Raw genomic sequence first — 22,931 nt, forward strand, 5'->3', positions numbered from 1 at the left:
GGGCCCAGCTTGGGAGGGGCGGGTCCCGTCGAGCGCGAAGGGGCTGGCTATGTGCCGCCTCGCGCCGGTGACCGGGTGCTCGACCACTTCGATGTGGCTGGCCAGCGGTTCGTGCGCCGGGGCTGTCCACGGGTCCCAGCAGAACTCTGTGCGGCAACCTGCGGCATGCAACGCCGTCCGCAGGTCGGCCCGGGTTCGGGTGGGTGTGCCGCCGTTCGTCTCGATTTCGTCGAGGAAGTTGCGGATCACGTCGACGGGGTCATCTCCAGAGGACGGATCGTGCGGGTCGCCCTCGGAGACAACTGCCAGCCAGCCGTCGGTTCCCTGCACGAAGCCGCTCCACGCCGCGCCGGGCTCGCGGTTGCCCATGCGGCCGATGTCGCGGCCGGCCGTCGACGCCAGCACGATGGCCTCGCCGCTGAACTGCCAGGTGCCTTCCTGCTGCGAGACGTCCATCTCGATGCCCTGCCCGGTGCGCTCGGCATGGTGCAGCCCGCTGAGCAAGGCGAAGCCGGCCGTGATGCCTGCGATCGGGTCGGGGAAGTAGATGTTGGAAATGCGCGCGCCCTCGTGCTCGTAGCCCTGGCGGTGGCCCAGTCCGCCCATGGCCTCGATGATCGAGCCATAGCCCACCGCGTCGGCGTACGGGCCGTCCACGCCGAACGCCGGCATTCGCACCAGCACGATCTGCGGGTTGACCTCGGTCAGCGTCGCGAAGTCGAGCCCCAGTTGGGGCAGCACATGGGCCGAGAAATTGGCGACGAGAGCATCGCAGTTGCGCACCAGCTCCATGAAGGCGGCCTTGCCCTCGGGTGTCGCAAGCGTGACCACGCAGTCGCGTTTGCCCTTGTTGACGGCGTTGAAGTGGCCGCCTGCCTCGTAGAAGCGGTTGTCGGCGACGAGATGCTCGAGGCCCGGTGCCATGCCATGGTCGTAGGGCCGCTGGGTGCGGAAACCGTCGAACGGGTTCTGAGCCTCGATCTTGATGACGTCGATGCCGAGCGGGGTCAGCAGGTTGCCGATGTACGGCCCGGCCCAGGCGATGGTCATCTCGATGACACGCAGGCGGCGCGCCTGGCGCAGCACTGGTTCCGGTGTCTTGGGGGCGGCGCCGACACTGCGGCCGGCATCTGCAACGGTCGGGAAGGGGTCGGCGCCTGGGTCGCTGAGCCGCTGGCCGGGCACCGGCAGGCCGGGTGCGTTGAACGGCCGGATGGGTGAAGCGGCGGTGCCGGCAGGGGTCGCGACCTCGCCCAAGAAGCCTCTCGAAACAAGGTGCTCGTCGGCCAGCACGTCGAGCGGGGTCATCACCATGCCGACGGCCCAAGGCGTATCGAGCGCGTACTGGAGCAGCTCCCGCTTGGTGCGTTGCGCGTACCACGGCTCGATGACCTCTCGGATCTTGTCGATGTGGCGGGCCCGGCGGTGGCGGTGGCTCAGCTCAGGATCGTCGATCCACTCGGGCACGCCGATGTGCAGGCACTGCATCTCCCAATCGTCCCGGCGAAGGGAACCGGGGCACACGTAGCCGTCAGCGCAGCGGATGGCACCAGACGGGTACGCCGTGGGCGGGTGCGGCCCCACCAGCGGCCGTGGCCGCTCGCAGTGCAGCGCGTCGCAGTAGCAGAGCTCGACGGCGGTGAGCAGCGCCCCCAGCCACGAGACATCCATATGCGCCTCGGGCCGTCGCAGTATCAGATGTGCGGCCCAGGCGGTGAGCCCGCCCGCCGTGTACTGGGCCTGCCAACCGGGCAGCCGCAGCGGCTCGGCGCCCTCGTCACCGTTGAAGCCCAGGAAGCCCGTGGCGGTCTGCACCAGCAGCTCGTCGGCGATCACGCCCGGATCGTTGGCCTCCGCCCCCCACGCCGTGACGGTCACGAGCTTCGGCACTCGTTCGCCAGCTTCGCTGCGGTCGGTCAGTCGCTGTGGATCCCAGGGGCCGCCGGCGAGACCCGACACGGTGTCGCTGGCGATCACCACCTCGGGCCACGACGGGTCGATGTCGTCGGCGGAGCAGTTGAGCTTGCCCGCATTCAGGTGCACATACAGCGGGCTCAGCTCGCCAGGCTGCAGCGGCACATCGTCCACCGGCTGACGCCGCGCCGGGTCACCACCGGGCGGCTCTGCTTTGGCCACTGTCGCGCCCGCGCCAGCCAGCAGCCGTCCGGCGAACGGCCCGGCGATGCCGGTCGCCACCTCCAGCACCCGCATCCCTGCCAGCGGCGGCGCCGAAGCAGCTGGCGTATCGGCCGGATCGGGCATCGGGCCACGGTATCGCCCCGCCATCGGGCGTGGCAGTGCCAAGCAGGGCTTCGGTAGGGTCCGCAGATGAGCGCTGCACAACCATCCAACGGCCACGAATCCGGCGTCACGGTGTGCTTGAGTTTCGATTTCGATGCCATCTCGATCTGGACGGGACCGCGAGGCTCAAGGTCACCGAACCTGACCGCCAGGGGAGAGTTCTCTTCGATCGGGGCGCACCGGCTGCTCGACTTGCTCGACGAGCGCAGCACCCCGTCCACCTGGTTCATCCCGGGCCACACCATCGACACGTTCGGCGACGTGTGCGCCCGTGTGGTCTCCGAAGGGCACGAGGTGGGCTATCACGGCTACTGCCATGAAGCCCCGTCGTCGAAGCGGGACGAGGCCGACGAGCGAGCCATCCTGACCAGGTCCATGGACTGCCTGGAGCGGTTGTCGGGCAAGGCCCCGGTCGGGCACCGGGTGCCGGGAGGCAACTGCGGCGACCGTTGGATCAGCCTGCTCATCGAGCATGGCTTCTCCTACGACTCCTCGATGGCGCGCCACGACTATGCGCCCACCTGGTGCCGCCTCGGCGACGTGCCCACCACCGACGGGCCGCACCAGTTCGGCGACGAGGTGGACCTGGTGCAGTTGCCCTTCGAGTACGTCTTGGACGACTGGCCGTACTTCAGCTACGACGGCCCGACGGTGCAGGGCTTGCGCACGCCCGATCACGTCTACGACGTGTGGTCAGCCGAGTTCGACTACCTCTACGAGCGGGTCGGCAGCGGGGTGTTCGTGCTCACCATGCATCCCCAGTGCATCGGGCGAGGCAGCCGCATGCTGATGCTCGAGCGCCTGATCGATCACATGGCATCCCGGCCGGGTGTGACGTTCGCCACGATGGAGCAGGTCGCGGACGATTTCCGGGCAGCGGCCGTCCCGGGAGATCAGTCGAACCGTCGGCTCTGAAGGGCGATAGCTTGCCGCCGGACACGAGGCGGTGCTGGTGCTGCCGCACCAGGAGAACGGGGAGAACCAGCGCATGATCGGACGACCCAGGGCGGCCGTGGAGGGCCTGCCGCAGTACAAGCCGGGGCGCTCGGCGGCGCAGGCAGAGGCCGAGCACAACCTGGCCGAGGCGATCAAGCTGGCATCCAACGAGAACGCCAACGACCCGCTGCCCTCGGTGGCCAAGGCAGTGTCCGAGGCCGCACTGGGAATGAACCGCTACCCAGACCATCGCTGCATGGAGGTGCGCGAGGCGCTGGCCGACCGGCACGGCGTCGGACTGGACGAGGTCACGGTCGGCTCAGGCTCGGTGGGCGTGCTGCAGCAGCTGTTCGCTGCCTATGTCGACCCGGGTGACGAGGTGGTGTACCCGTGGCGCTCGTTCGAGGTGCATCCGGTGTTCTGCGCGATCTCAGGGGCCCAGCCCGTCACCGTGCCGCTGGTCGGCCATGCGTTCGATCTCGACGGTGTCGCCGCGGCGGTCACCGATCGCACCAAGATCGTCGTGCTGTCCACCCCCAACAACCCGACCGGCACGGTGTGCACGACGGCAGAGCTGCAGCGCCTCCTGGCAGCAGTGCCCCCTGACGTGATCGTGGTGATCGACGAGGCCTACCGGGAATTCGTCACCGACCCCGACGTGGCCGACCCGATCGAGGCCATCGTGCCGGAACACCCCAATGCTTTGGTGCTGCGGACCTTCTCCAAGGCGTACGGCTTGGCCAACCTGCGTGTCGGTTACGGCGTCGGGCATCCGGATGTCATCGGGGCACTCGACAAGGTGGCGCTGCCCTTCATCGTCAGCGGGCTCGCGCAGACCGCCGCGCTCGCCTCGCTGGCGCCGCCAGCCAGCACCGAGCTGGACGAAAGGGTCGCCGGCATCCTGGCCGAGCGGGAACGCGTGAGCGCCGCCATGGTGTCGGGGGGCTGGCCCGTGGTGCCCTCGCAGGCCAACTTCGTGTACCTGCCAGTCGGCGACAGTGCGATGGACCTCTTCGTCCGTCTGGAGAAGCAGGGCCTGGTGACGCGCCCGTTCGAGAGCGAGGGCGTGCGGATCAGCTTGGGCACTCCCGCACAGAACGATCGGCTGTTGGCTGCGCTGGGCGACATCGACCCCACCGGTTGAGTTGCGCCGACCGAGCTGGCCAGGCTGAGTCGGGCCGGCTGACGGGGCTGGTCGAGCTGGCCGCAGCTAGACGGCGGCCTCGCTGATCAGCTTCCACAGCAGATCCATCTGAGAGCGGTCTGTGCGCGACTGGCCCACGGCAACGCGGATGATGCTGCGCCCGTCCAGTTTCGACGGGGTCAGGTACGCCCGGCTGCTGTCGTTGACCGCCGCAGCCAAGGCGTCGGTGGCGCGGTCGGCCCGCTCGGCTGCTTCTTCGCTGGCGTCGGCGGCACGAACTCTGAAGCACACGAGCGAGAACGGGTGCGGCGCCACGATCTCGAACCGGGAGTCTTCGTTGAGGCGCTGTGCAAACTCCTGGGCCATGGCCACGTGATGGCGCACCATCTGGCGGATTCCCGCAGCCCCGTAGCTGCGCAGCACCCACCACAGCTTGAGGGCCCGGAAGCGCCGGCCCAGCGGCACCTGCCAGTTGCGGTAGTCGATCACGTTGCCGGCGTCGCTCTGGGTGTTGCGCAGGTAGGGCGGGTCGATCGACAGAGCGTCGGTGAGCGCTGCCTTGTCGGCGACGTAGAACGCCGAGCAGTCGAAGTTCACCATCATCCACTTGTGCGGGTTGAAGACGTAGCTGTCGACCAGCTCGATGCCCTCGTTGTGGTGGCGGAACTCGGGGCAGATCATTGCGGTGCCGGCATACGCAGCGTCGACGTGGTGCCACAGGCTGTGCTCGATTGCGATCGCCGAGATTGCCCGTACGGGATCGACCGCTGTGGTGCCGGTGGTGCCGACCGTCGAGCCGACGAATGTCGGCACCAGTCCGGCAGAGATGTCGGCTTCTACCGAGGCGGCCAAAGCGTCAGGTCGCATGGCCTGGTGCTCGTCGACCTCGACCAGCCGGACTTGGCCGAAGCCCGCGATGTTGGCGCCCTTCTCCACCGAGCTGTGCGCCTGTGCCGACGTGTAGGCGACCATCTGTTCTGCGGGCTGGCCGCTGCGAGCGCTGACACGGTGACGGGCGGCGACCAGCGCGACATGGGTGGCATCCGAAGCGCTGCCCTGCAGCACTCCGCCGCCCTCCGAGGTCGTCTTCCAGTGTTCCGGCAGGGCACACAGGTCCACCAGCCAGTCGAGCATGTGGCTCTCGATCTCGGTCAACGCTGGAGAAGCTGACCACAGCAGCCCGATCAAGCCCAGCCCAGACGACACAGCGTCTGCCAGCACCGACGGCGGGGAGTTGTTGGCGGGAAAGTAGGCGAACCAGCCGGGATGCTGCCAATGGGTGACCCCGGGCACGACCACCCGATCCAAGTCGGCCAGCAGGTGCTCGAAGGGTTCGGGCTGCTCGGGGGCGGAGTCTGGCAGCAGTGCCCGGATGTCGCCGGGCTGGACGGCGGATGCCACCGGCAGCGACTCGATGCGCTCCCAGTAGTCGGCGATCCAGTCGATCACCTCACGACCGTGGCGCCGGAATTCCTCCGGCGTCATGTGTGCAGGCGGCGAGGTGACTTCTGGATCGATCTCATCCACGGCGCCGACGCTACTTGCGGCCCATCTCCGAGCCGCCGCCGGTGGTTGCCGTAGTGTGTGCCCGCTGAGCGAGAACGGGAGGCGAGATGACGAACGGCGCTGCGGCTTCGGACATTCTCGGTTATGACGTTCCTGCGGTGGAAGCGTGGATCGACGCCAACGTCGACGGACTCGAGCCGCCGTTCGAATGGAGCCAGCTCGAGGGCGGCCACAGCAATCTGACCTACAAGCTGACAACCGCCGACGGCATCACCGCCGTGGTGCGCCGCCCGCCGATGGGGGAGTTGCTACCCAAGGCGCACGACATGGGCCGCGAGTTCACGATCATCAGCGGTCTCGGGTCCACCGACGTGCCGGTGGCCAAGGCCTACGGCTACTGCGAGAGCCCTGACGTGACCGGGGCGCACTTCTACGTGATGAGCTACGTGGAGGGGAAGCCCCTATTCGAGTCGGCCGATGCCCGCGAGCACCTCACCGCCGAGGGCCGGGCACACGTGGGCATGTCGTTCATGGACGTGCTCTCGGCGCTGCACTCGGTGGATCCCAACGATGTCGGCTTGGGCGAACTTGGCCGCAAGGACGACTACGTCGGGCGGCAGATCCGCACGTGGTACAGGTCTTGGACGGCCTCGGCAGAGTCGGCGAGCTACGACACGCCGGTCGTGCACGAGTTGCACGACTTCTTGCAGGAACGCAAGCCTGAGCAGGGCCCGGCCCGGGTGGTGCACGGCGACTATGGGCTGCACAACTGCCTGTTCAATCCCGCAGGCGAGCTGCAGGCCGTGCTGGACTGGGAGATCTCCACGCTCGGCGACCCGCTGGCCGATTTCGCTTACGCGCTCAATAGCTGGACCGAGCCGAGCGACGAGATCCTGGAGGGCTCCGACCCGCCGACGCTGGTGGACGGCTTCGTCGGCCGTGCTGACCTCGTTGAGCGCTACGAGCAGCAAACCGGCGCCGATCTGTCGGACCTGGCGTACTACGTCAGCTTCAACCACTGGAAGTCGGCGTGCATCATCCACGGCGTGTACGCCCGCTACATGCGCGGCCAGAAGCCCGCCGACGATGTCGACCTCGACCTCTACCGGGCTCGCATCGGGCGCGGCATCGAGCTGTCCGCGGCCGCCGCCGAGACGATCTCGTAGCGTCGAGGTCCTTGCGGGGCATGCCGCGCACCGACTGGAACCCGATCCTGCGGGACGAGTTCGACAAGCCCTATTGGCCGATCCTGCAGCAGTTCGTGGCCGACGAGCGAGCGCAGGGTGCCGTGTACCCGCCGCACGACCAGGTGTTCGCGGCCCTGCACCTGACGCCGTATGCCGATGTCAAGGTGCTGATTTTGGGCCAGGATCCCTACCACGGCCCGCGGCAGGCGCACGGGCTGTGCTTCTCAGTGCCTCACGGGATTCCTCAGCCGCCGTCGCTGCAGAACATCTTCGCCGAGCTGCGCGATGACCTGGGGATCGAGCCGCCGTCCCACGGCAATCTCGAGGGATGGGGGAGTCAGGGGGTGCTGCTGCTCAACGCGTTCCTGACGGTTCGTGCCCGCCAGGCCGCGTCGCATCGCTCGGCGGGCTGGGAGACTTTCACCGATGAGGTGATCCGGGCGGTCAGTGCGAAGCCCGACCGGGTGGTGTTCATTATGTGGGGCGGCTTTGCGCGCCGAAAGAAGTCGCTGGTGGACCTGACCCGGCACGTCGTCATCGAGTCGGCCCACCCGTCGCCACTCAGCGCCCACAACGGTTTCTTCGGCAGCAAGCCCTTCAGCCGTGCGAACGCTGCGTTGGCTGCCGGCGGCCGCGAGCCGGTCGACTGGCGCCTGGCCGACTGATTCAGCGCGGCCGTCGGCTGGCAGCCTCAGAGCAGCGTGACGCGCCCGTTCGGGGTGTCGAGCGTTGCCGCAAAGGTGACCGTATCGCCTGCGGTTACGTCCACTTCGATGCCGATGGCGCTGTGGAGCGCCCTGATGTGGTCGGGGTCGGGGTGCGTGCCGCTGAGCGAGACGAGCGTGCAGCCGGTCGGGGTGACCGTCGCCGGATGGGTGGTGTTGCCCCACTCGATGACAAACGGGACGAGTCCCGGGCCGGCCGACATGGTGAGTGACCAGTGGATTTCCTCGCCGTCGGGCTTCACCCGGCTCATAGCGGAGATCGGGCCGGGATCCTCGCCGCAGGCGGCCATGGCGGCGGTCACATCTTCGATGGTCTCGCCGTCGGATGCGTGTATGGCGAACGTGATGAGCCGGCCTTCGTTCATGGCGTCGATGTCGAACGGGCGGCCGTTCGGCGGATCGGGCTGTTCGGGGTCGGGCGCGATGATCTCCAGGTAGACGTCGTCGCCGAGCGACATGAGCGTGTTGCGGGTGCCCATGCCCGGATGCGGCCCGCCTGGCGCGGCCGACATGCCGACCAGTGCCTCGACGGCTGCGGTCCCGGCCGCGAGATTGGGCGCTGCGTACACGATGTGATCGATAGCTGCCATGCGGGCACGTTAGCCACGGGTGCCAGGCCCGCAGCACCGGCGGTGCTAGTCGAAGGCCTCCGCTGCGGCCAGCTCGGCGACTTTGTCGGCGTCGTAGCCCAGGTGCTCGGTGAGCACCTCGTACAGGTGCTCGCCGAGTGCGGGTGCAGCCCGTTCGGGCCACACCCGGCTGCGTGACATCGTGAACCTCGGCGCCTCGATGATTGTGGTGCCGTGGGTGGAGTGGGGAACGCCAACCCAGTGGCCTCGGTGCTCAAGCTGGGGATCGACAGCCAGCTCAGGGCTGTTCTGCACCCGGTGCGCTGCGATGCCCGCTGCTTGGCACCGCTCTTCGACGTCGGCTTCTTCGAGCCGGCTGGTCCACGCCGACACTGCAGCTTCGAGTTCCTCCCGGCGGGCGAGGCGATCGGCCAGCGGCAGTACCGCAAGACTCGGGTGGCCGATCAGCCCAGCCAGTTCAGTCCATGCTCTGTCGTCCTGGGCTACGACGGCCACCCAGCGGTCATCGCCGGCGGCCGGGAACACGCCGTGGGGGCAGTGGTGCTCGCTGTGGTTGCCGCGCCCATCCACGACGGTGCCATTGCGCAGGTACTCCAGCACTGCCGGGGCGATGAAGTGCACCGACGCCTCGGCCTGGGAGAAGTCGAGGTAGCGGCCCTCGCCGGTGCGCCGCCGATGATCGATGGCGGCGAGCAGGCTCGCTGGCTCGACAGCATGACCACCGAAGGGTTGATCTCGCGCACGCTGTCGTAGTCGAGTCTCCACGAGCGCATGATGCGCGGCGTGTACGACTCGCATACGACGTCGGCCCAGCGCACGAGGTCGTGCGCGACCTCACGGCCGGCGTCGGTTGCGGGATTCAGCGTGATGCCGAGCTTGCCGGCGTTCAGGTTGTTGAACGTGGCGCCGTTCTCGGGCCCGGGGTCGTTGTCGATGAAGGGCAGGAACGTGCGGACGGCGTCGAGCTTGACCGACGACTCCACCCGGATCACCGTGGCGCCGGCGTCAGCCAGCAGGCGGGACACGGTCGGCCCGGCAACCGCCCACATGAAATCGAGCACCTTGAGCCCGTCGAGCGGGCGTTCGGGGGCCACAGGGATCGCTGGGGCGAAGACTGCGGGCGTCCGTTCGCCGGCCAGCACCTCAGCGCTGTGCTCGCCGACGGTTGGCACCCGGTCGGCCGAGCCGTTGCCCGGTTCCGGCTTCATCCAGTGGCCCGGGTAGCGCTCACCATCGACGATGTCCCAGTAGTCGCGGGAGGCGAGCTGTTCGGATGCCGTCAGGTCGGCTGTCGTCGCCACCGGGGCAAGCAGCAGGCGGCGCTCGAGTGCGAGGGCGAACAGCTCGTCCTTGGTCCGCGATGCGGTGAAGTTGGCGACGCATTCCTTGATTCGCTCGAATTCCTCCAGCGACTCGCTGCCATCGCTGAGCGCCATTGCGTACTGCACCCAGTCCTTGCTGGCCGTGGCCTCGTCGCAGAAGCCGGCCTCGTGCACCAGTGCCATCATCCGGCCCGTTGCTGGCCCGATGGCCGCCCCGAAGACATGCGTGAATGACACGAAGCCGTCCTTGGCCGGATAGACGACACGCAGCCGGATGGGTCCGCTGCGAATGCCGCCACCGCCCCGCAGCGTCAGCGGGGCGTTGACCAGCGAGCACAACACCGACGACATGGTTGAGTTCATGGCCACGGCCTGGGCCGACACGTCGATGTGCTGGCCGAGCCCGGACTGGTTGCGTTCGACGAGAGCGAGCACCGTCGCTGAGGCGGCTTGGCCTGCTGCGTGCAGGAACGCCTGCGGCACGCCGACGCTCAGCGGTGCCCGGTCCTCGTCACCGCACATGTGCATGGGGCCACCCGACGCCCACACGGTGAGATCGGTCGCTGCCCAATGGGCCTTGGGGCCCGTCTGGCCGAACGACGAGATCGAGGTGACGACGAGCGCAGGATTGATCTCAGCAAGGGCGTCGGGCCCGAGGCCGAGCGATGCCATATGGCCTGGCAGGGCTGACTCGATGAGCACGTCAGCGCCAGCCGCGAGCTGCCGCAGCGCATCGGCGCCGTCCTTAGCGGCGATGTCGAGCTCGACCGACCTCTTGCCGCGTGCGTAGGAGGCGTGGGTGAGCGAGGCGCCGCTCGCATCGAACGGTGCGAGCCGCCGAACGGGGGAGCCTCCCGGCGGCTCGATAGCGATCACCTCGGCGCCGAGCCGCGCCAGGATGAACCCGGCCATGTGCCCCCGGTCGTCGGTCAGATCGAGCACCCGGTACGGCGACAGCAGCGTCATGGTGACGCGGAAACTAGTTCCGGATTCCGCTCGCCAACGGCTGTGGTCTAATGAGCGGCGAGGTGCGGCATGACCGAGCTGCGAACGAATTGCCCCCGTGACTGCTACGACAATTGCGGGATCGTCGTGCGTCCGGGGAAGAACGGCCGGGTCATCGTGCGCGGCGACCCGGAACATCCGATCAACCGGGGAACGCTGTGCACCAAGTGCGCAACTGCCTACAACGGCGTGTGGCAGGACCCCAGCGAGCGCCTGTCCACACCGCTCCGTCGCGTCGGGCCGAAGGGTGAGGGGGCGTTTGAGGCCATCAGCTGGGACACAGCGCTGAGCGAGGTCGCGGCACGCACCCAGCAGGTCATCGACGAACGCGGGCCTCAGGCCGTGGTTCACACCCACTACTCGGGGACGCTGTCGATGCTGGCGTTCATGTTCCCGATGCGGTTCTTCAACCGGTTGGGCGCTACCGAGGTCGAGCCGGACTCGATCTGCAATCTGGCAGGGCACATCGCCTGGTCGGCGATGTTCGGCATCTCGGTCGCCGGCTTCGACCCCCGGACCGCTGCAGACTCGTCGTGCATTGTGGTGTGGGGCGCGAATCCGTCCCACAGCGGTCCTCACATGGACGAGCACTGGCTGGGCGACTTCGACGGAGCGGTGGTGGTTGTCGACCCGATCCGCACCGACACGGCCCTGCGGGCCGATCTGCACCTCCAGCCGTTCCCGGGCACCGATGCTGCGCTGGCCTTCTCCATGGCGCACGAGCTCAGGGCCCTCGGGGCGTTCGACGACGAGTTCATCGCAGCACATGTCCATGGCGCCCCCGATGTGCTCCCGACCATCGAGGCGTGCTCGCCAATCTGGGGCGAGGCGCAAACCGGTGTCCCGGCTGAACAGATCCGGCGAGCAGCGCAGCTCTATGCGTCCGGCCCCGCGCTGCTGTGGGCGGGACAGGGGCTGCAGCGCCAGCCCACCGGCGCCAACGTGATGCGAGCGATCGGCCTGCTGCCCGCGCTCACCGGCAACATCGGCAAGCCAGGGGCCGGGATCTGCTACCTCAACGTCGCAGCAGCGCTGCTCGGAGCCGACTTCGACGAGCTCGCCGGAGCGTCGCTCGTGGAGGGCGAGGCCCGCCAGATGAACCACATCGGTCTCGCCGGCGCGCTCGAAGATCCCGATCGCTTCGGCGCCATGTTCAGCTGGAACACCAACCCGCTGGCCTCGGCCGCTGAACAGCTCAGGCTCCGGGAGGCGTTCCGCCGTGAGGACCTGTTCACGGTGGTCGTCGACTGTTTCCCCACCGACACCGTCGACTATGCCGACATCGTCCTGCCGGCGGCCAGCTTCCTGGAGTTCGATGATCTCACCTTCAGCTACATGAACCCCATCGTGGGAGCCCAGCGCAAGGTCCGCGAGCCCATTGGAGACTCGCTGCCCAACCAGGAGATCTTCCGCCGGCTCGCCGCAGCGATGGGATACGACGAACCCGAGCTGTACGAGAGCGATGAAATGCTCATCGAGCGGCTCCTGGACGGGCTCGACCTGGGGCTCTCGCACTCCGATCTGGCTGAGCGTGGTCACGTCTATCTCACCGAGGAGCCGTTCGATTACTTCGCGGCTCGAAGGTTCCGCACGCCTTCGGGGCGGATTGAGATCGCTTCGGCATCGTTGACAGAGGTCGGCCTCGACCCGGTGCCGACGCCGGCAACCGATCCCGCCCAGCCGGAGGGCCTGTTCCGGCTGCTGACGCCGGCATCTCGCTGGCGTCTCAACGACTCGCATGCGAATGACCGGACGATCGGTCGGCGGTCAGGGCCGGCGACCGTCACCGTTCACCCCGCCGACGCGGCCGATCTCGGCATCACCGACGGCGACCTGGTGCAGCTCCGCAATGGCGCCGGGGAGATCACGCTCGCGACGGCCATCGGCGACATCGCACCTCGCGGCGTGCTCGTGGCCTACAAGGGGCGATGGCCCAAGCTCGAGCCGGGCGGATGCAATGTCAATGCGCTGCACGAGGGCAACTCGGCCGACATCGAGGGCTGCAGTGCCGTGCACGGCACCCTCGTGAGCCTCGAACCGGCCCGGTGAATTGACGCTCGACGTAGGGCGCCGCGGTGGCTGACGTCGGCGTTGCGTTCGGCATCGTGTTCCTGGCGGAAATCGGCGACAAGACCCAGCTGGCCGCACTGACAACCGCGGGACGTCACGGCGCCGTCAAGACCCTCGCGGCATTCGCCGCCGCCATCGCGCTCTTGCAGACCATTTCGGTCGCTGCAGGATCGGCAGTCGGATCGATCTTCGGGGGCCGGGCTGCCACGGCAGTCGTCGGTGGGTTGTTCGTCGTGCTGGGACTGTGGACGTGGTGGTCGGCGGACGGGGATGAGGAGGAGATGCCCAAGGGATTGGGCCGGGCGAGCCTGCTCGGCGCGACCGGGTTGTTCCTGCTCGCCGAGCTCGGCGACAAGACCATGATCGCGACCGCTGCACTTGCCGCTGAGCGCTCGGCAGTCTTCGTGTGGCTGGGTTCGTTCGCTGCCATGGTCGCGGCGACCGGGCTCGCTGTCGTGGTCGGTCAGCAGCTTGTCGAGCGCCTGTCAGGTCCGCGACTTGCCCGGATCGGCGCCGTCGTCTTCGTGGCGGTAGGCGTCATCACCATCGTCAATGCCATCGTCGGCGGTTGAGTCGGGACCGAGTTCGGTGTGGAGGACGGCATGGGTGACCGCTTCGGTGTCGGGCTCGGGCAGCTCGAAGTGGCCGAGTGCATGGGCAATGAGCGCGTCATGGGCGGCTTGGCGCTCCGCGACGACGTGATCGACGAGCCCGTCGCGTTCGAGGTCGGCGGCATCAGCGGGATCGGCGGCCCAGGCCAGCACGGCGATGTCGGGGTTGTGCTCGCGGGCGATACGGGCGAACTGCTCGACCGCTGAGGGCGGACTGTCGACCGCGAGCGCGATCCGGGCGTCGCGCAGGCCGGCGCGCTCGGCGATCACGTGACGGGACACGTCGCCCACGAGCACTCTCCGTCCTGTGGATGCGGCCCATCGCTGCGCTTCGGGGTCAAGCGACACGATGGTGTAGGGGATGTGCGCCAGTTCGAGCGCGGAGACGATACGGCGTGCCCGCGGGCCGAAGCCATTCACGACGGCGTGATCGACCAGCGTTTCGTGCTCGCTGGGATCGAATTGAGGGGCATCGCCGTCGTGCGGGTGAGCGCGCTGGCGGGCGCGGCGGTCGGCGTCGGATCGTGCGGCGAGCGACTGGCCCCAGCGAGCGCCGAAGGGACTGAATGCCATCAGCAGCACGGTCACGGCGATGAACGCGTCGGTGCCGTCGGCGAGTCCCGCCGGGACGAGCCCGACTTCCTCTCCGGCTCGTTCGAGCACGAAGGAGAACTCGCCGATCTGTGCCAGCACCAGCGCCCCCGAGAGCGCCACCGCCCGCGGCTGGCGCACCAGCAGCGCCGCAGCAGTGGTCGTCAGCATCTTGACGACCACCACCGCCAGGGCCAAGCCGACCACCAGCGGCAGGTTGCGCGCGAGGTAGCCGACGTCGAGCAGCATGCCGATCGAAACGAAGAACGTCGCCGAGAACAGGATCTGCAGCGGCATCACCTCGCCGAGCGCCCGCGCGGCCACACGGCTCTCGCTGACCATCAGGCCCGCAAGGAACGCCCCGAGCGAGATGGAGACGTCGAGCAGGCTGGTCGCGTACGCCGTCCCGAAGCAGATGGCCAGCACGGTCAGCAGGAACACCTCGCCCGACTGGATGCGCGAGACGTACTGCAGCACTGCCGGCACCAGCGTCCGCGCCACCACGATCACTGCCACGACGATGCCGGCCGCCTTGGCGAAGGCGATCAGCACGTCGGCGGGGCCGGTGATCTGGCCGCCCAGCAGCGGCACCGCCAGCACCATGGCGACGATCGCCAAGTCCTGGAAGATGAGCAGCGCGACCGAGACGTTGCCGACAGGCGACGTGGTGGCTCGCCGCTCGGCGAGCACTTTCAGCACGATTGCCGTGCTGCTGAGCGAGACGAGCAGACCCGTGAAGACTGCTGTTCGCCATTCGACGCCGAAGGCGGCGACAACCCCGGCGACGATGCCGGTGGTGAGGCCCACCTGCACCGTCCCGCCGATCAGGAACAGCGACGCCAGCCGCCGGACCCGTTCGAGGCTGAACTCGATGCCGAGCGTGAACAGCAGCAGCATCACACCGATGTCTGCCGACTGGTTGACCAGGTCGATGTCGCTGATGAGGCCGACGCCGCTAGGCCCGATGACCGTGCCCGCCGCGAGGAACCCGACGATCGGCACCACCCCGAGACGCGATGACACGAAGGCGATCAGCGTCCCCGCAACCAGCAGGATCGCCAGCTCAGTGAACAACGGCGGTGCCGACGCAGCCAACAGCACTTGCCGACGAGGCTATTGGTGCAGTCTGGTGTGGCATCACCGATGGAGGAGCAACGATGAGCGGCGACCGCTGGACGTCCGCTCCGCGCTGACGCGCAGCGCGGAATCTGGGCCGACGGTTGCCGGAGCACCTCAGGGGACGATCAGGATCTTGGCGTGCTCGACGGGGCTGGCGAGGTCGTCGAGAAATCGCTTCTCCCGATGGCTCGCCAAATGAGACAATGCTGAGGCCGCAGGCTGTCCGCCGTCCGCCAACATTCGCGGCGCAGAACCGTTGCCTGAAACTATGAAAGACTTCGAAATTAAATGAAGACTGCCACAGAATTCTCTCCGACTACGTTGCTCACCGCGGAGGAACTGCTGCGCCTCGACGCTCAGGGAGTGCGCGGCGAGCTGGTCAGGGGAGTGTTCTGCGAGGTCATGTCTGCCGGCTACCGACACGGGATGATCGTGGTGAGGCTGGCGGGCAGGCTCGTCGACTACGCCGACGAGCGGCGCTGCGGCACCGTGGTGGCTTCAGATACCGGCATCCTGCTCGAACGCGACCCGGACACCGTCCGAGAGCCCGACATCGCCTTCACCTCGGCAGACCGCCTGTCGCCCAGTGCCGCACCCACCGGCTACTCCGATGTCGTTCCCGATCTGGTGGTGGAAGTGGCATCGCCCAGCGACCGCCCTGGCGAGCTTGCCGAGCGCGCCGAGATGTGGCTGGGCTTCGGCGTGCGGCTGTTGTGGGTGGTTCATCCCGACTCGATGACCGTCGAAGTCCACAGTGCCGATGCCCAACCGGCCGGCGTGCCACTTCCCGAGACGCTCACCCTCGACGACGAACTCGACGGCGGCTCAGTGCTGCCGGGGTTCTCCTTCCCGCTCCGCCGGCTCTTCTCAGACTGAACACGCCTGCGCCGCGTCAACCGGATCCGCTTCGCTCGGCCTGGGGGCTCCGCTCCCATCGGCGAAGACTCACTGACGCAGAGCCGGCAGCGACGGTCGCACGGTGGAGCTCAGGGGAACGGATAGGCACTGGTCAGAGCCAGATTCTGATTCTGGTTCCCGAGAAGTTCCCTTTGAAAACTGGACGATCGCCGTCCGAGCCGGTGTCAGTGCACCTCGAACGCATCGAGGTGAAGCTCGCGCATCTCGCGACGGAAGCGGGTCCAGCTGCCGGGGAAGAACGGCAGGATGCGACCGTTGCGGTCGCGGTACCAGCCCCCGCAGTCGCCCGCCCAGCTCATCTCCTGCAGCTCCGCTTGGGTGGCTTCGGCCCATTCGTGGGTGGCGTCTCGGCGAGCCTCGACGGTGTTCGCGTCGCGGGCGAGCAGGTGATGGATCCAGCGGCCGATGTAGTTGGTGGCCACCTCGGCCGTCATGAACACAGGAGCATGGCCTGGGGATCCGTTGACACCAGCGACGGTGAACCAATTCGGGAAGCCCGGGATGGCGACGCCCCGGAATGATTCGGGCACCCGACCGAAGGCTGTCCGCAGGTCGAGGCCGTCGCGCCCGTAGATCTCCAGCGCAGGCCCGCCATCGGCCCGGCCACCCAGCTTGTACCCGGTGCAGAAGATGACGACGTCGACATCGACCTCGGTGCCGTCGGCGCTGACCACGCCGCTCGGGGTCAGCGCGGTGACGCCGTGCGGAACGAGCGTCACGTGATCCAGCGCTAGGGCGGGGTAGTAGTCGTCGGAGACCAGGATGCGTTTGCATCCCGGCTCGAACGAGGGTGTCAGTGCGGCGATCGTGTCCGGATCGGAGATTGCGGCGCGCATCTGGTCCATGACCTCAGCGCGCAGCTCCTCGATGGCGTCGGTCTTCTTCTCGAACGCCCGTTGCCACAGCATGCTGTCGCGGTACTGCTGGCGCCGAGCGCGGTGCCAACCCTCGTCGGTGGCCAGCTCCGCCTTCTCCTCATCGGTGTAGAAGCGGTTGCGGCGAGGGCGAACCCAGTTGGGCGTGCGCGAGTACACGAAGACCTCGGCCGCGTCCTTCGCCACCTCGGGAACGACCTGGACCGCGGCCGCTGCGCTGCCCACCACCGCGACCCGACGTCCGGCGAGCTCGACGTCGTGGCGCCACGACCCGGCGTGCCACACCAGGCCTTCGAAGGAGTCGAAGCCGTCGAGGGTGGGGTAGTGGGGTTCGGTGAGGCCGCCAGTGGCTGAGACGACGAAGCGGTGGCGGAGCCGTTCGCCCTCTGCCAACTCGAGTTCCCAGCAGGTGTCGTGAGGCTGCCACGATGCCCGGTCGACGGTGGTGTTGAGCCGGATGTGGTCGGCGATGCCGTACTTCTCGGCGCACGACCTGATGTAGGCCTGGATCTCGGAATGGCCGGAGAACACCATCGAGAAGTCGGGGTTGGGCTCGAAGCTGTAGCAGTAGATGTGCGACGGGATGTCGCAGTGCAGTCCGGGATAGGTGTTGCGCAGCCACGTCCCGCCGACATCGGACTGCTTCTCGTAGACGACGAAGTCGTCGATGCCCAGACGCTTGAGCTGGATGCCCATCACCACGCCGCTGAGGCCCGCGCCCAAGATCCCAACCAACGCCATGGCACTAGTGTCTCAGCGGAGGCCGCGGGGACGGCAATCGAGGGACGAGGGTCCGATGAGCAGCTCTGCGCAGGCTCGCCTCAACGTCGATCTCGGCGGACAGGCTCGAACATGACGGTCTACGACGAGGCGCACGAGTGGTACTCGACGCACTGGGATGCCGAGATGCCCGTCGGGGACTGGTGGCGGCTCATCTCTGAGTCCGGATGGGGCTATCCGTTCTGGCCGGCTGATCGGTTCGGTCGCGGCCTCAGCCACGTCGAAGCCACCGAAGCCGATCGCGCCCGAGATGACGTCGGGGCGTTCGGGCCTCCGAACGGGGTGGCGGTGACGCTGGTGGCGCCCACACTGTTTGAGCACGGTCCCGACCTGCTCCTCGATCGCTACCTGCCGAAGATCGCCACAGGTGAAGAGCTCTGGTGTCAGCTCTTCTCCGAGCCCGGCGCCGGATCGGACCTGGCAGGGCTGCGGACCACCGCCGAGCGAGACGGCGACGAGTGGATCATCAACGGTCAGAAGGTCTGGACCACTGCTGCTCACACGGCCGATCGGGCCGTCGTGATGGCGCGCACCGACCCCGACGCGACCAAGCACCAGGGCATCTCGTTCTTCTGCATCGACATGGGCCAGCCCGGCGTCGAGGTTCGCCCCTTGCGGGACATGACCGGTGATTGCGAGTTCAACGAGGTCTTCATGGACAACGCCCGCGTGCGTCACGACGATGCGATCTGCGGGCTGAACAACGGCTGGCGGGCGGCCATGACGATGCTGGCCGTCGAGCGCGAGCTCGATGCGGTGGGCCACGACGGCGGCGGCGACGTCGTCAACGACGTCGATCTCTCGGCGCCTGTCGGCGTGGTCCAGCATTCCCAGGCCACCAGCAGCGGCATCTCGGGCTTCAGCTACACCACAGGCGCCATGAAAGACCAGGTCGTCCGATCGTTGCTCGATGACGAAGATCGAACCGATCCGCTGCTGCGACAGGCGTTGGCCAACGCACACATCGAGCGAGCTGTCCTGGACTGGAACGGCGCGAGACAGGTGAATCCGTCGCTCGGCAAGCTCGGCAACTCGCTGTTGTGCCGCACCCTGCGCGATCTGGGCTTCTCCGGCAAGGGCATGCCCGCACAGCTCGGCCGCGACGATCAGCCCGACGGCGGCCACTTCCTGAAGACGGCACTGTTCGCCCAGGGCATGGCCATCGCCGGCGGCACCGACGAGATCCAGCGCAACCTCATCGGCGAGCGCGAGCTCGGTCTTCCCAAAGAGCCTGATCCGACTCGGGGTCTGGCGTTCAGCGAACTCCCCGACCCCTAGGAGAAGCCCATGCCCTACACCGCACAACAACTGTCGGACCTGCAGGACATCCGCGACGTCCTGCACGCTTACTGCCGCGCCATCGATGACAACCGTCCCGACGACGTGGTCGAGCTGTTCACCGATGACTGCGAGTACGACTACGGCGGCGAACTCGGGACGTTCAACGACAAGGCGTACGCGTACAAATTCTTCCGGGCCGGGACCGACAAGATCTACAAGCGGTCTGCGCACTACGTGAGCAACATCGAGGTCAGCTTCAACGGCGAGGACTCGGCCGAGACGGTGACCTATCTCGACGCGTGGCACGAGTTCCACGAGGACATCGACAACGCCTGGGTCTTCGGACGCTACGTCGACTCGTTCGTGCGCACCGACGCCGGCTGGAGGATCTGCAAGCGCCAAGTGCTCACGATGGGTCAGGAAGCGTGGCCTCGCGAGGTCGACTACATGGCGCGCCACGTGTTGCCGCCTCGTCGCTGAGGTTCGCCACGCCGTTGCTGGCAGTCGCCTCGCCGGTCAGCTGGCGCCCGACGGCACGCCGTCGATCATCACGCCGGTGTCGTGCAACTTGTCGATCTGTTCGTCGGACAGCCCCAACTCCGCCAGGACCTCGCGGTTGTGCTCGCCCTGGAACGGTGCCAAGCCTGTCTCGGGAAGCTCGCCCGCGCTGAACTTCCAGGGCGGCGATGGGACACGAGCGGTGCCCCCGGCACGGTCGTCGACCTCGCGGATGGCCCCACGCTCCTCGGCCCACGCGGACTCGGCGATCTCCGACACCGTGCGGATGGTGCCCACCGCTAGCCCAGCCTCGCTGACCTGGGCCTCGAGCTCTTCGATGGTGCGGAACGTCAGCACCCAATCGCGGATCTCGGCATGCAGCTCGGCCCAGTTCTCGCGCCGGAATTGGGGGGTGATGAACCGGATGTCGAGCAGCAGATCGTTGCGGCGCATCATGGCGCAATAGCGCTGGAACACGAACGTCGCGACGGGGCTGGCCGCAATGGTGATGAGCTGGCCGTCGGGGAGCTCGAACACCGGCGATTCAGGCGCGCTGAGAGCCAGCGGTTCGCCTTCGACGTCGATGTCGGACAACTCGTAGCTCACGCGGTCGTTGACAGCGAGCATCGAGTGCACCATGGCCACGTCGACGTGTTGCCCTTCGCCGGTGCGGTCGCGGTGCGCCAGCGCAGCCAGCGTGGCAATCACGCCCTGGAGGCCGGTGTAGACGTCGGCGTGGTTGTACGCGTCGTTCTCGACCGAGGTCAGCGTGTCGCCATAGTGGCGCGAGATGATCTCTGTGAACCCCGACTCGGCCTGCACCGTTGGGGCGAACGCCGGCCGGTTGCGCCACGGACCGGTCTGGCCGTATCCGCTGATCGACACCATGATCAGCGTCGGGTTGACGGCGAGAAGTTCCTGGTATCCGAGGCCAAAGCCGTCGAGCGTGCCGGGCCGGAAGTTCTCCACCACGATGTCGGCCTCGGCCACCAGCTGGCGCACGATGTCCTGGGCTTCGACGAAGTTGAGGTCGAGGCTGATGGCGCGCTTGCCGCTGTTCTGCTGGGCGAAGTAGAGCGACATCGGTCCGACGTGGGGCTGGCCGCTTCGGCCCGTGTCCGGTGCGGGGGGTTCGATCTTGACCACCGATGCACCTAGGTCGCGTAGTTGCTTGGTGCAATGGGGGCCGGCGAGCACCCGGGTGAAGTCGATGATTCTGACGTCGTCCAGCGGGGCGGTCATCGGCCCTGGAAGATCGCGGTGCCGGGACCGGTCTCGGCGTAGGCGGTCATACCGACCTGGAGGTCTTCTGAGGCCCACACGGGCTTCGCGGCCTCGTCCTGGAGCGCATCAGCGGCTCGCACACCGTCGCTGGTGGTGATAGCAGCCAGGCGCTTGATGGCGGCGTAGGAGACGTTCGGGCCCGTCGCCAACTGGCGGGCCCACGACAGTGCCGCATTCTCGAGTTCGTCGTCGTCCACCACGACGTTCACGATGCCCCACTTCTCGAGCAGCACAGGATCGTGGCGGCGAGCGAACATTGCGATCTCTTTGCCGCGGCTCGCGCCGGCTCGATCCACGACGCGTTGCACTCCGCCGAGCAACGGCATCAGGCCCAGGGTGGCTTCCACGAGCCCGAGCCGGGCCGAGGCCCCACAGATGATGAAGTCGCAGGCCAAGGCGACCTCGAATCCGCCACCGAGCGCGAGGCCGTGGACGGCGGCGATGGTGGGAAGTGGCACGCCCTCGAGTCGTTCGAGGACGGCGGCCGCGTCCTGGGAGCGGCCTTCTTCCGATCCGAACCCGTCGACGTCGGCTCCGGCCGAGAAGTGTTTCATGTCGCTGCGGAGCAGGATCGCGCGGCCACCGGCGTCTGCTGCGCTCTCGAAGGCCTGGATCAGCTGGTCGATGAAGGCGCCGTTGAGCAGGTTGTGCGGTGGCTTGGCCATCGTGACCACGGCGACGGCGCCGTCTATCTCGAGCCGGACATGGTCGGGCATGAGCCAAGTCTGCCCGACGCTGGCCGACCCTCGCAGAACTGGGAATTCTTGGCAAGTCCGTCGGGTGGAGCTAAGGGGAATTGAACCCCTGACCTCTTCCATGCCATGGAAGCGCTCTACCAACTGAGCTATAGCCCCGAGGCTCCACGACGATACCAGCGCGCTGCTCAGAACTGAGAGTGGATCGGAGGGGCGATCCGGCGCGCAAGCGGTGCACTGCGGGCATATCGTCGGGCACATGAGCATCCCCGTGGAGCCCGGCGACATCGGCAAACAGATGGAGCAGTTCGGCAACGCTGCATACGTGCTGACGGTGCGCGACGACGCGACGCCGCACATCGCCCACTTGGCGATGCGGCTCGACGGTGACGTGCTGCGGTGTGGTGCCAGCCGTTCGGCGGCGGCCAATGTGGCGCAGCGGCCGACGATCTCGGTGCTGTGGGCGCCGTTCGAGCCGGGCGGCTACTCGATGATCGTGGATGCGGTCGCGCACACGGTCGACGGGGCCGACGGGCTTGAACTGGAGTTGCGGCCGACGTCGGGCGTACTGCACCGGCCTGCGACGCCGGCCACGCCGGCTACGAACCCCAACTGCGGTTCAGACTGCGCTCCGCTCAGCACCTGAGCCAGCGGGGGCTAGCTCTTCAGGTCGTTGAAGATCGTCTCCCAGCGGGAGCGGTCGCCCTGGTAGGGGGCGTAGAAGCTGACCCGGTCCACCACGTCGTCGACGTAGAACGCCACCTGCTGCTTGGTCGCCTGGCGCGCCTTCTCCATGGCCTCTTCGGAATTGCCGGTCACGATGAACGACGGGCCCGAGATGGTGATCTCGCTGGGATCACGGCCGGCCCGCTCCGCACCCCGCTCGATCGCCGGGATCGTCTCCTCACGCAGGTATTTCTCGGTGGTGAAGCCGTGGCACAGGAAGATGTCACAGGTCTCGCCGGCCACCTCGGTCATGAGCGGGCCCACGCCGGCCAGCGCCAGCCGGGGCGCGCCGTACGGGTTCTCGCCGGGGTCGAAGAACGGTGTCATCAAGGTGTGCTCGTAGAAGTCGCCCCGGAAGTTCAGCTTCTCGCCGTTATTCCAGCAGTCCCAGATGGCCTTGATCGCCATGATCATCTCGCGCATGCGCGCAGCCGGCTTGGACCACTCCATCGAGAACCGCCGGGTGATGTGCGGGCGGATCTGGCTGCCGAGCCCCAGGATGAACCTGCCCTCCGACAGCAGCTGGATGTCGTTGGCGCTGTAGGCCAGCGACATCGGGTTACGGGCGAAACCCACCACGATGCTCGTGCCCAGCTCCACCGTGGAAGTGGCATGCGCCATGAGGGGCAGCATGGTGAAGGGGTCGTGGCTGGTTTCTGGCACCCACAGACCGTCGTACCCCAACGCTTCCTGATCCCGACTCGATTCGATGATCCCATCGAATCCGCTAGTGACTCCGAGGCCGCCGTCTACCTTCATGGCGGGGA

Annotated in this window: 19 protein-coding genes, 1 tRNA gene and 1 pseudogene; 10 read left to right on the plus strand and 11 right to left on the minus strand. The window is 67.6% G+C overall.

Going from position 1 to position 22,931, the window contains the following annotated elements:
• Window positions 1–2,262 (minus strand): CoA transferase (locus tag VI480_RS08405; RefSeq protein WP_323672381.1); only part of this gene is annotated, 2,262 nt, incomplete at its 3' end.
• A gap of 66 nt (window positions 2,263–2,328) precedes the next feature.
• Between VI480_RS08405 and VI480_RS08410 the strand changes: the two genes are divergently transcribed.
• A complete protein-coding gene (locus VI480_RS08410) occupies window positions 2,329–3,216 on the plus strand; it encodes a polysaccharide deacetylase (RefSeq protein ID WP_323672382.1) in 888 nt (295 codons plus the stop codon).
• A gap of 73 nt (window positions 3,217–3,289) precedes the next feature.
• The gene (hisC, locus tag VI480_RS08415; RefSeq protein ID WP_416246664.1) at window positions 3,290–4,381 is read left to right on the plus strand and encodes a histidinol-phosphate transaminase; all 1,092 of its coding nucleotides are present in this window, start codon (window positions 3,290–3,292) and stop codon (window positions 4,379–4,381) included.
• A gap of 66 nt (window positions 4,382–4,447) precedes the next feature.
• Here the strand turns inward: hisC and VI480_RS08420 are convergent, their stop codons facing one another.
• The gene (locus VI480_RS08420) at window positions 4,448–5,908 is read right to left on the minus strand and encodes a pyridoxal-dependent decarboxylase (protein ID WP_323672384.1); all 1,461 of its coding nucleotides are present in this window, start codon (window positions 5,906–5,908) and stop codon (window positions 4,448–4,450) included.
• An 86-nt stretch (window positions 5,909–5,994) separates the two neighbouring features.
• Here VI480_RS08420 and VI480_RS08425 point away from each other — a divergent pair, with 86 nt between their 5' ends.
• Window positions 5,995–7,053: a phosphotransferase family protein gene (locus VI480_RS08425; protein ID WP_323672385.1), complete on the plus strand. Its 1,059-nt coding sequence runs from the start codon at window positions 5,995–5,997 to the stop codon at window positions 7,051–7,053.
• 20 nt (window positions 7,054–7,073) lie between these two features.
• Window positions 7,074–7,739: a uracil-DNA glycosylase gene (ung, locus tag VI480_RS08430; protein ID WP_323672386.1), complete on the plus strand. Its 666-nt coding sequence runs from the start codon at window positions 7,074–7,076 to the stop codon at window positions 7,737–7,739.
• Between the two features lie 26 nt (window positions 7,740–7,765).
• Here ung and VI480_RS08435 read toward each other — a convergent pair whose 3' ends face one another.
• The 3 genes and pseudogenes from VI480_RS08435 to VI480_RS08445 form a co-directional block, all read right to left on the minus strand.
• Entirely contained in the window at window positions 7,766–8,389 is a 624-nt protein-coding gene (locus VI480_RS08435; protein ID WP_323672387.1) for a VOC family protein, read from the minus strand.
• A 45-nt stretch (window positions 8,390–8,434) separates the two neighbouring features.
• Window positions 8,435–9,187, minus strand: a complete 753-nt coding sequence (locus VI480_RS08440; RefSeq protein ID WP_323672388.1) for a CoA transferase — start codon at window positions 9,185–9,187, stop codon at window positions 8,435–8,437.
• A pseudogene (locus VI480_RS08445) lies at window positions 9,109–10,854 on the minus strand (CoA transferase); the annotation flags it as partial. The pseudogene VI480_RS08445 and the gene VI480_RS08440, both read right to left, overlap by 79 nt.
• Between VI480_RS08445 and VI480_RS08450 the strand changes: the two are divergent.
• On the plus strand, window positions 10,747–12,765 hold the full coding sequence (locus tag VI480_RS08450) for a molybdopterin-containing oxidoreductase family protein (protein WP_323672389.1): 2,019 nt from the start codon (window positions 10,747–10,749) through the stop codon (window positions 12,763–12,765). The pseudogene VI480_RS08445 and the gene VI480_RS08450 sit on opposite strands and share 108 nt — an antisense overlap.
• Before the next feature lie 26 nt (window positions 12,766–12,791).
• Window positions 12,792–13,358, plus strand: a complete 567-nt coding sequence (locus VI480_RS08455; RefSeq protein WP_323672390.1) for a TMEM165/GDT1 family protein — start codon at window positions 12,792–12,794, stop codon at window positions 13,356–13,358.
• Here the strand turns inward: VI480_RS08455 and VI480_RS08460 are convergent.
• The gene (locus VI480_RS08460) at window positions 13,272–15,089 is read right to left on the minus strand and encodes a cation:proton antiporter (RefSeq protein WP_323672391.1); all 1,818 of its coding nucleotides are present in this window, start codon (window positions 15,087–15,089) and stop codon (window positions 13,272–13,274) included. The two genes, VI480_RS08455 and VI480_RS08460, sit on opposite strands and share 87 nt — an antisense overlap.
• 306 nt (window positions 15,090–15,395) lie before the next feature.
• Between VI480_RS08460 and VI480_RS08465 the strand changes: the two genes are divergently transcribed.
• Window positions 15,396–15,983: a Uma2 family endonuclease gene (locus VI480_RS08465; RefSeq protein ID WP_323672392.1), complete on the plus strand. Its 588-nt coding sequence runs from the start codon at window positions 15,396–15,398 to the stop codon at window positions 15,981–15,983.
• 206 nt (window positions 15,984–16,189) lie between these two features.
• Here the strand turns inward: VI480_RS08465 and VI480_RS08470 are convergent, their stop codons facing one another.
• On the minus strand, window positions 16,190–17,641 hold the full coding sequence (locus VI480_RS08470) for an NAD(P)/FAD-dependent oxidoreductase (RefSeq protein WP_323672393.1): 1,452 nt from the start codon (window positions 17,639–17,641) through the stop codon (window positions 16,190–16,192).
• A gap of 111 nt (window positions 17,642–17,752) precedes the next feature.
• On the opposite strand from VI480_RS08470, the gene VI480_RS08475 reads away from it, so the two are divergent.
• Both VI480_RS08475 and VI480_RS08480 read left to right on the plus strand, forming a co-directional pair.
• Complete coding sequence (locus tag VI480_RS08475; protein WP_323672394.1) at window positions 17,753–18,958, plus strand: acyl-CoA dehydrogenase family protein; 1,206 nt, start codon at window positions 17,753–17,755, stop codon at window positions 18,956–18,958.
• 9 nt (window positions 18,959–18,967) lie between these two features.
• Window positions 18,968–19,441: a nuclear transport factor 2 family protein gene (locus tag VI480_RS08480; protein ID WP_323672395.1), complete on the plus strand. Its 474-nt coding sequence runs from the start codon at window positions 18,968–18,970 to the stop codon at window positions 19,439–19,441.
• 36 nt (window positions 19,442–19,477) lie between these two features.
• On the opposite strand, the gene VI480_RS08485 is transcribed toward VI480_RS08480, so the two are convergent.
• From VI480_RS08485 to VI480_RS08495, 3 genes are all read right to left on the minus strand, one after another.
• Window positions 19,478–20,701 (minus strand): CaiB/BaiF CoA-transferase family protein, encoded by a 1,224-nt coding sequence (locus tag VI480_RS08485; RefSeq protein WP_323672396.1) that lies wholly within the window; start codon window positions 20,699–20,701, stop codon window positions 19,478–19,480.
• Entirely contained in the window at window positions 20,698–21,459 is a 762-nt protein-coding gene (locus VI480_RS08490) for an enoyl-CoA hydratase/isomerase family protein (protein WP_323672397.1), read from the minus strand. Before VI480_RS08490 ends, VI480_RS08485 begins: the two co-directional genes overlap by 4 nt.
• Window positions 21,460–21,524: 65 nt before the next feature.
• Window positions 21,525–21,597: transfer RNA gene (locus VI480_RS08495), tRNA-Ala, on the minus strand.
• A 100-nt stretch (window positions 21,598–21,697) separates the two neighbouring features.
• Here VI480_RS08495 and VI480_RS08500 point away from each other — a divergent pair.
• Complete coding sequence (locus VI480_RS08500; RefSeq protein WP_323672398.1) at window positions 21,698–22,084, plus strand: hypothetical protein; 387 nt, start codon at window positions 21,698–21,700, stop codon at window positions 22,082–22,084.
• Between the two features lie 11 nt (window positions 22,085–22,095).
• Here the strand turns inward: VI480_RS08500 and VI480_RS08505 are convergent, their stop codons facing one another.
• A complete protein-coding gene (locus VI480_RS08505; RefSeq protein ID WP_323672399.1) occupies window positions 22,096–22,923 on the minus strand; it encodes a TIGR03617 family F420-dependent LLM class oxidoreductase in 828 nt (275 codons plus the stop codon).
• Between the last annotated feature and the right edge of the window lie 8 nt (window positions 22,924–22,931).

Origin of the sequence: Candidatus Poriferisodalis multihospitum (assembly GCF_028283155.1) — a bacterium.
Taxonomy (GTDB): domain Bacteria; phylum Actinomycetota; class Acidimicrobiia; order Acidimicrobiales; family Poriferisodalaceae; genus Poriferisodalis; species Poriferisodalis multihospitum.